Genomic DNA, 7048 nt, shown 5'->3' on the forward strand with positions numbered 1-7048 from the left:
CACGATCGAGGGCACAATTGGGGGAGGCAACGATAATATGCTCGGCGGCACACCGCCCGTGGCTCCGGGAGGCTCATTCATCAACGTCGGGCAGCTCAACACCATCGCGGGCGGCGGCGGGAATTTTATCTCCTCGTTCGCCCTGGGGTCCAGCATTGGCGGCGGCGCTTACAATTACATCCTGGGCGGTGAAAACTCGACCATTGGCGGCGGACTGAAGAACACCAACACCGGCAACTACGCGACCATTCCGGGCGGTGATCTGAACGTCGCCTCCGGGAACAGTTTTGCCGCCGGCCACCGCGCCAAGGCGGTAAACTCCGGCACGTTTGTATGGGCGGATTCTCAGAACGCTGACTTTACTTCGACAGCCACCAACCAATTCCTTGTCCGCGCCTCTGGCGGCGTGGGAATTAACACCACCAATCCCGGCGCGACCCTCGATGTGAACGGTTCCCTGCGCGTCGGCAACGGGACGACCGTCTTCAACAATCTACAAGCCGGGCTGGCACAGATGACCACCGATTCTGCCACCGTAAAAACCAATTTCACTTTTGCCTTTCCAAAATCATTCGGCTCCGTGCCCAATGTTCTGGTCTCCGCACGCAGCGCATCTGACGTGGATGACACCTTCGCCGTGACCGTGCGCCGGGTGACGACGACGACCTGCACCGTAAACGTCGTCCGCACCGATACCGCGGCCGGCTGGGGACAGCATATGCAAGTCACCTGGATGGCGTGGGAATAGGCAACCAGCGGATCGATCAAGTTATGAAGAACAGATTTCTGAAAACGGTTTACCTGGCTGCATTGCTTTACCTGACAGTGCACTGCCGGGCACAGAACTACGCTATTGACTGGTTCACCGTTGACGGCGGAGGTGGCACGAGCACTGGTGGCAATTACACTCTGAGCGGCACGATGGGCCAGCCCGACGCGGGAACATTGAGCGGCGGCAGCTACACGCTTGAAGGCGGTTTCTGGCCGGGACTGGTTGTGCCGTCAACGACCGGCGGCCCCACGCTTTTCATCCAGCTTTCCGGGGCCAGCGTGATCATCTCCTGGTCGCCCTCTTCTCCAGGTTTCGCGCTGGAGCAGACCGACAGCCTGGTGTCACCCTCCTGGTCCGCCGGGCCGACAGGAAATCCAACCGCGCCCATTCCCGCCAGCAGCGCGACAAAATTCTACCGGCTGAGCAAACCGTGACGCGTTATTCTTCGCGTCGGTAACCGAACCGACTCGCCTCACTTCCCTCGCGGATCCGCGTTATCCCGGAGGGGACGGTCACTCCTCGCTCTGCGCGAGTTTGGCGAGCACGTTGAAATCCTCCAGTGTCGTCGTGTCGCCTTTGATCTCCGTGCCGGAAGCAATCTGCTTGAGCAAACGGCGCATGATTTTTCCAGAACGCGTTTTCGGCAGGGCCTCGGCGAACCGGATGTCGTCGGGCTTCGCGACCGCTCCGATTTCCTTCGCCACATGCTGCCGCAGTTCCTCACGCACTTCCGGTGCGGCCTTCACACCGCTCTTGAGCGTCACAAACGCGACCAGCGCCTGCCCTTTCAATTCGTCGGGCCGGCCCACGACTGCGGCTTCAGCGACTTTTTGGTTGCTGACCAGCGCGCTCTCGACCTCGGCTGTGCCAATGCGATGGCCCGCCACGTTGAGCACGTCGTCGATGCGGCCGACGATCCAGAAGTAACCATCGTCGTCCTGCCGGCAGCCGTCACCCGTGAAATAGCTGCCTTTGACCTCGCTCCAGTAAATCTCCTTGTAACGCCGGGGGTCGCCCCAGATGCCGCGCAACATGCCGGGCCACGGTTTGCGAATAACAAGCTTGCCCCCCGTATTACGGGGAACGGCATTGCCCTTGTCATCCACGACTTCAGGAACGACGCCGAAAAACGGCAACGTCGCCGACCCGGGCTTGGTCGGGGTCGCCCCGGGAAGCGGTGTGATCATGATGCCGCCGGTTTCCGTCTGCCACCAGGTATCCACAATTGGACAACGCTTCCCGCCGATCACTGTGCGATACCAGATCCACGCCTCGGGATTGATCGGCTCGCCAACCGTGCCGAGCAGGCGCAGCGAACTCAGATCGTGCTTCCGCGGCCATTCGGTGCCCCATTTCATAAACGCACGGATGGCCGTTGGCGCGGTGTAGAGGACGTTCACGCCGTGTTTTGCAACGATGCGCCAGAATCGATCAGGCTCCGGCCAGTTCGGCGCGCCTTCGTACATCAGACTCGTCGCGCCATTCGCGAGCGGTCCATAAACCACATAGCTGTGGCCCGTCACCCAGCCAACGTCGGCCGTGCACCAATACACGTCGGTATCGCCAATGTCGAAAACGTACTTGGTCGTCAGCTTGGCAGTAAGCAGATAGCCGCCCGTCGTGTGCAGAATCCCCTTCGGTTTTCCCGTCGAACCGCTCGTGTACAGAATGAACAGCGGCGCCTCGCTGTCCATTTTCTCCGCGCGACAATGCGCATCGACATACTCGAGTTCACGGTGCCACCAAACATCGCGTCCTTCCGTGATGTGGACCTCGTTGTTCGCGCGCCGGAGAACAATGACTTTCTCGATTGTTCTCGCGAGCAGATTGCCTTGCGTGTCTTTCAGCGCGAGCGCTTCGTCCACATTTTTCTTCAACGCCACGACGGCGCCCCGACGGAAGCCCCCATCCGCGGTGATGACGAGCTTTGCCTGTGAATCGAAAATTCGATCGGCCACCGACTGTGCGCTAAACCCCCCGAAAACCACCGAATGCACCGCGCCGATTCGCGCGCAAGCGAGCATGGCGATGGCAGCCTCCGGGACCATCGGCAGGTAGATAATGGCGCGGTCGCCTGTCTTGAGGCCGTTTCGCTTGAGCACATTGGCGAACCGGCAAACCTCGCGGTGCAGTTGCCGGTAGGTCAGCACGCGCTCCTCGCCGGATTTGCCGTCCGTCGCCGGCTCGCCCTCCCAGATCAGCGCGGCCTTGTTCGCGGTCGGCGAGTCGAGCCATCGGTCAAGGCAGTTGTGGCTGACGTTGAGCCGCGCGCCAACGAACCACTTTGCAAACGGCGCCTTCCATTGCAAAACCTTCCTCCACGGTTTGAACCAGACCAGTTCATTTCCAGCCTGCCTGGCCCAGAATTTTTCCGGCGATCTGATCGATTCGCGGTAAAGCTTTCGATATTGGGCCAACGATGAAATGCGCGCCCGTTTTGAAAACTCTTTTGATGGCGGGAAAACGCGCTTTTCGTGAAGAACGGAAGTAATGGCCGAGAGTTTCGCTTTGTCGCTCATAACATCATTTTTGGAAACGCCCCGTCATCTTAGGAACGTGACCGGGCACGTCAACCTTCAAGGCTGAACTTTGAACTTTGAACTTGCAGCCCGGAACCCTATCCTCCGCGCGTGCCCGACGCCGGAGCAAAGGAAATCGACGCCTCGACGCGCTTCTGCGCGGTGTTCGGTCACCCCGTCAAACATTCCGCGTCGCCGGCCATGCAAAACGCGGGCATTCAGGCGCTGGGATTGAACTGGCGCTACCTGGCCTTTGACGTGCCTCCGGACAGTCTGCGCGAGGCAATCAACGGCGCCAGAGCGATGAAGTTCATCGGACTCAATCTAACCGTGCCGCATAAACTGTCCTCACTGGAGATGGTCGATGAGCTTGACGAGTCCGCAAAAAATCTGGGCGCCGTCAACACGATTCGTTTTGAAGCCCGCAATGCCGGGGGATCATGGGGACCCCTTGTTCAGTGCCGCGACGAGATCCCTCGCGAAATCCGCGCCGTGGGATATAACACGGACGCCGACGCGCTCGTTCTGGCACTGGGGGAGGACCTGGGGTTGCAGATTCTACGCGGGGCCGGGGTTTTGTTGTTGGGCGCCGGCGGCGCGGCTCGCGTGACCGCTTTGAAACTCGCACTGGAAGGCGTCGGCACGCTTTTCCTGGCCAACCGCACCGCCGCCAGGGCCGCTGCGATCGCCGCCGAAATTCAGAAACGATTTCCCCGCCAGGAAGTGTCGGTCGGATATCCGAGAAACCAGGTCGATCTGGTCATTAACGCGACTTCGCTGGGATTGAAATCGGAAGACCCGCTGCCGTTCGATTCGAAACAATTCTCACTGCGTCAGACGCGCGCGGTTTATGACATGATCTATCGTCCTGCCGAAACGGCGTTGTTCAAAGCCGCCAGGGCCGCAGGCTGCCGCGCCGCCACAGGTCTGGGCATGTTGCTCCATCAGGGTGGGAAGGCGCTGGAGATCTGGTCCGGAAAGACCGCGCCTCTGGAGACGATGCGCCGCGCGCTGGAAAAAAACATTTATGCCTAACGCACCATTCTGGCAGGTCATCCCCTTTCATTTCTGGTCCGTCGCTTTGTTCTGCTTTGGAAGCATCGTGGGCAGTTTTCTGAACGTGTGCATCCACCGCATGCCGCGCGGCGAGAGCGTGGTATCACCGCCGTCACATTGCCCGCACTGCAATTACTCGATTCCCTGGTATCTCAACATCCCGCTGGCCACCTGGCTGATGCTTGGCGGCAAATGCAGAAACTGCGGCGCTCCGATTTCGGTTCGCTATCTTCTGGTGGAACTGCTGACCGGCGCTTTGTTTCTGAGCTGCTGGCTGGTGTTCGGTGCGCAATCACCCGCGCTGGCGCTGGTTTATTGCCTCTTGCTGGCGGGATTCATCGCCGCCACATTCATTGATATCGAGCATTTCATAATTCCCGACGAAATCACCCTTGGCGGGATCGTGGCGGGTTTCGTCTGCTCATTTTTTGTCCACGCGCTGCACGCCGCGCCGACAACCGCAACCTCGCTGGAACGCTGCTTCGCAGGGGTCATCGTCGGCGCAGGCGTCATTTACGGGATTGTACGCCTGGGCAAGATGCTGTTCGGCCGGCAAAAATTTGAACTCGTCCCGGACAGCACGGTGTTTTTTACCGAAACGACCATGATGCTGCCGGACAGGGAGATTCCTTACGAAGAGATCTTTTACCGGAAATCAGACACCATTGTTCTTCAAGCCAAGACCGTGGAAATGGTGGACCGCTGTTATGCGCTCGTGCCGGTGCGTCTTTCGCCGGCCCTGCTCCGCGTGGGCGACGACACGTTCAAGCCCGACGACGTACAGCATCTCGAAGTAGTGACAAACGAACTGGTCGTGCCTCGTGAGGCGATGGGATTGGGCGATGTCAAATTCATGGCCGCCATTGGCGCATTTCTCGGCTGGCAGGCCGTGGTCTTCACTCTCATGCTCAGCTCCATTGTCGGTGCGACCTATGGTCTGAGTATGATTGCCTTGAAGAAACAAGAGTGGTCCGGCCGCCTTTACTACGGACCTTTCATCGCGCTGGCTGCGACCCTCTGGATTTTCGGCGGTGGCCGGATCATGCACTGGTGGCTGGGGCCGTAGCGCGAAACCATCCGCGTCATTCGCACTGCGCCTTGTGCCGCAACGCGTGGTCAACGAGCACGAGCGCTGCCATCGCTTCAACCATGGGTACGGCGCGGGGCAGCACGCACGGATCATGGCGGCCGCGCGCCTTCAGCGTCGTGTTTTTGAAATCAACGTCCACGGTTTCCTGCTCGACCATCACTGTGGCGACCGGCTTGAACGCGACGCGAAAGTAAATCGTCTGGCCGTTTGAAATACCACCTTGAATCCCGCCGGAACGGTTCGTCAACGTGTAAACCTTCCCGTTCTTTGCTCGAAATGGATCGTTGTGACGGGTGCCCGTCAACAGAATGCCGCCAAAACCTGATCCAACGTCAAAGCCCTTCGAGGCGGGCAGACTCAGCATCGCTTTGGCCAGTTCCGCTTCCAGCCGGTCGAACACCGGTTCGCCCCAACCGGGCGGAACACCGCGCGCCACCCCCAGAATGATGCCTCCGACGGTATCCCCCGCTTTCCTCATTCGCTCAATCAACCGGAGCATTTTCTCTGCGGCAACGGGATCGGGACAGCGGACAATATTCGCTTCGACATCCTTGAGTTTGATCACTTCGGGATCAACGTCGGCCACGATGCGCTGTACCTGCTGTACACAGGCAAGCACTTCGACGCCCCAGCGTTCCCGCAGGATTTTCTTGGCGATCGCGCCGGCGGCGACGCGCCCGACCGTTTCGCGGGCACTCGTACGTCCGCCACCCTGCCAGTTGCGCACTCCGAATTTTGCCTGGTAGGTGTAGTCCGCGTGAGACGGTCGAAACTTGGTCGCCATCTCCGAATACGCTTCGGGCCGCGAATCTTCGTTTTTGACCCAGAGGGAAATAGGCGTGCCGAGTGTCCTGCCCTCGAACGTGCCGGAGAGGATTTCGACCATGTCACTCTCCTTCCTGGGCGAAACGATGCGGGATTGTCCTGGACGGCGGCGATCCAGATCAGGCTGGATGTCGGATGCAGCCAGCTCCAGGCGCGGCGGACAGCCATCAACGACGACGCCCACGGCGCCGCCATGCGATTCGCCCCAGGTGGTGACGCGGAACAGGTGGCCGAACGTGTTTGCCATGCGCACAGAGTGGGGGAAAAGCCGCATTAGGTCAAATTCCCAGCGGACGGAAAAACCGCGCCTTGATCTATCGAATCCGGCCCGGACTAATTTGCACGAGGTTTGTCCTACTTTTGCCCGGTGCTTCGATCAAAAACGCAGCGCGCGTCCTTTAGAATCTGCACCTTCTCCACGTCATCGAGCCTGAATTTCATTTCTACTCCGGTTTCGACATCAGCGGCTCTCAAACAATTGATCGCCCAGATGACGGTCGTGTCGAATGTGCCACCCTCGCGGAGCCTGGACGTTGACTTGATTTCGAGGTCGTAGATTTCTCCGTCAGCAAACGACACCCGCACGCCTTCACCCTCGAGTGCGGCGATTATGTTTCTCAGGTCCTCACGCGCCGACATGAGGCGCTCCTTGATAAGCGTGACCGGGCCCGGTCGGAACAGGCGAGCGCAAAACTGAAGGCGAATCGGGACCGTCCGGTCGAATGATTTCGACTTTCCACTCATCTTGGGCGCTGCTGATTCGCAGCTGGCTTGGTCGGGCCTCGC

Annotated in this window: 7 protein-coding genes; 4 read left to right on the forward strand and 3 right to left on the reverse strand. The window is 59.6% G+C overall.

The genetic code is table 11. From position 1 onward, the window contains the following. On the forward strand, window positions 1–748 hold a 748-nt coding region (locus VN887_17425; protein HXT41792.1), incomplete at its 5' end, for a hypothetical protein. 23 nt (window positions 749–771) lie between these two features. Then, the gene (locus VN887_17430; GenBank protein HXT41793.1) at window positions 772–1206 is read left to right on the forward strand and encodes a hypothetical protein; all 435 of its coding nucleotides are present in this window, start codon (window positions 772–774) and stop codon (window positions 1204–1206) included. A gap of 78 nt (window positions 1207–1284) precedes the next feature. Here VN887_17430 and acs read toward each other — a convergent pair whose 3' ends face one another. Next, window positions 1285–3291 (reverse strand): acetate--CoA ligase, encoded by a 2007-nt coding sequence (gene acs, locus VN887_17435; protein HXT41794.1) that lies wholly within the window; start codon window positions 3289–3291, stop codon window positions 1285–1287. A gap of 111 nt (window positions 3292–3402) precedes the next feature. Here acs and VN887_17440 point away from each other — a divergent pair, with 111 nt between their 5' ends. Together VN887_17440 and VN887_17445 are read left to right on the forward strand one after the other, a co-directional pair. Then, window positions 3403–4326 (forward strand): shikimate dehydrogenase, encoded by a 924-nt coding sequence (locus VN887_17440; protein ID HXT41795.1) that lies wholly within the window; start codon window positions 3403–3405, stop codon window positions 4324–4326. Then, window positions 4319–5413: a prepilin peptidase gene (locus VN887_17445; GenBank protein ID HXT41796.1), complete on the forward strand. Its 1095-nt coding sequence runs from the start codon at window positions 4319–4321 to the stop codon at window positions 5411–5413. Before VN887_17440 ends, VN887_17445 begins: the two co-directional genes overlap by 8 nt. A gap of 16 nt (window positions 5414–5429) precedes the next feature. Here the strand turns inward: VN887_17445 and aroC are convergent, their stop codons facing one another. Both aroC and VN887_17455 read right to left on the reverse strand, forming a co-directional pair. After that, entirely contained in the window at window positions 5430–6509 is a 1080-nt protein-coding gene (gene aroC, locus VN887_17450) for a chorismate synthase (protein HXT41797.1), read from the reverse strand. 107 nt (window positions 6510–6616) lie between these two features. After that, window positions 6617–7048: hypothetical protein (locus VN887_17455; protein HXT41798.1), on the reverse strand; the 432-nt coding region annotated here is incomplete at its 5' end.

The organism is Candidatus Angelobacter sp. (genome assembly GCA_035607015.1).
Taxonomy (GTDB): domain Bacteria; phylum Verrucomicrobiota; class Verrucomicrobiia; order Limisphaerales; family AV2; genus AV2.

Bases quoted from the DNA above. Each gene is read 5' to 3' on its own strand.
- VN887_17430 (HXT41793.1), top strand. From the start codon at position 772: ATGAAGAACAGATTTCTGAAAACGGTTTACCTGGCTGCATTGCTTTAC.
- acs (HXT41794.1), bottom strand. From the start codon at position 3,291: ATGAGCGACAAAGCGAAACTCTCGGCCATTACTTCCGTTCTTCACGAA.
- VN887_17445 (HXT41796.1), top strand. From the start codon at position 4,319: ATGCCTAACGCACCATTCTGGCAGGTCATCCCCTTTCATTTCTGGTCC.
- aroC (HXT41797.1), bottom strand. From the start codon at position 6,509: ATGGCAAACACGTTCGGCCACCTGTTCCGCGTCACCACCTGGGGCGAA.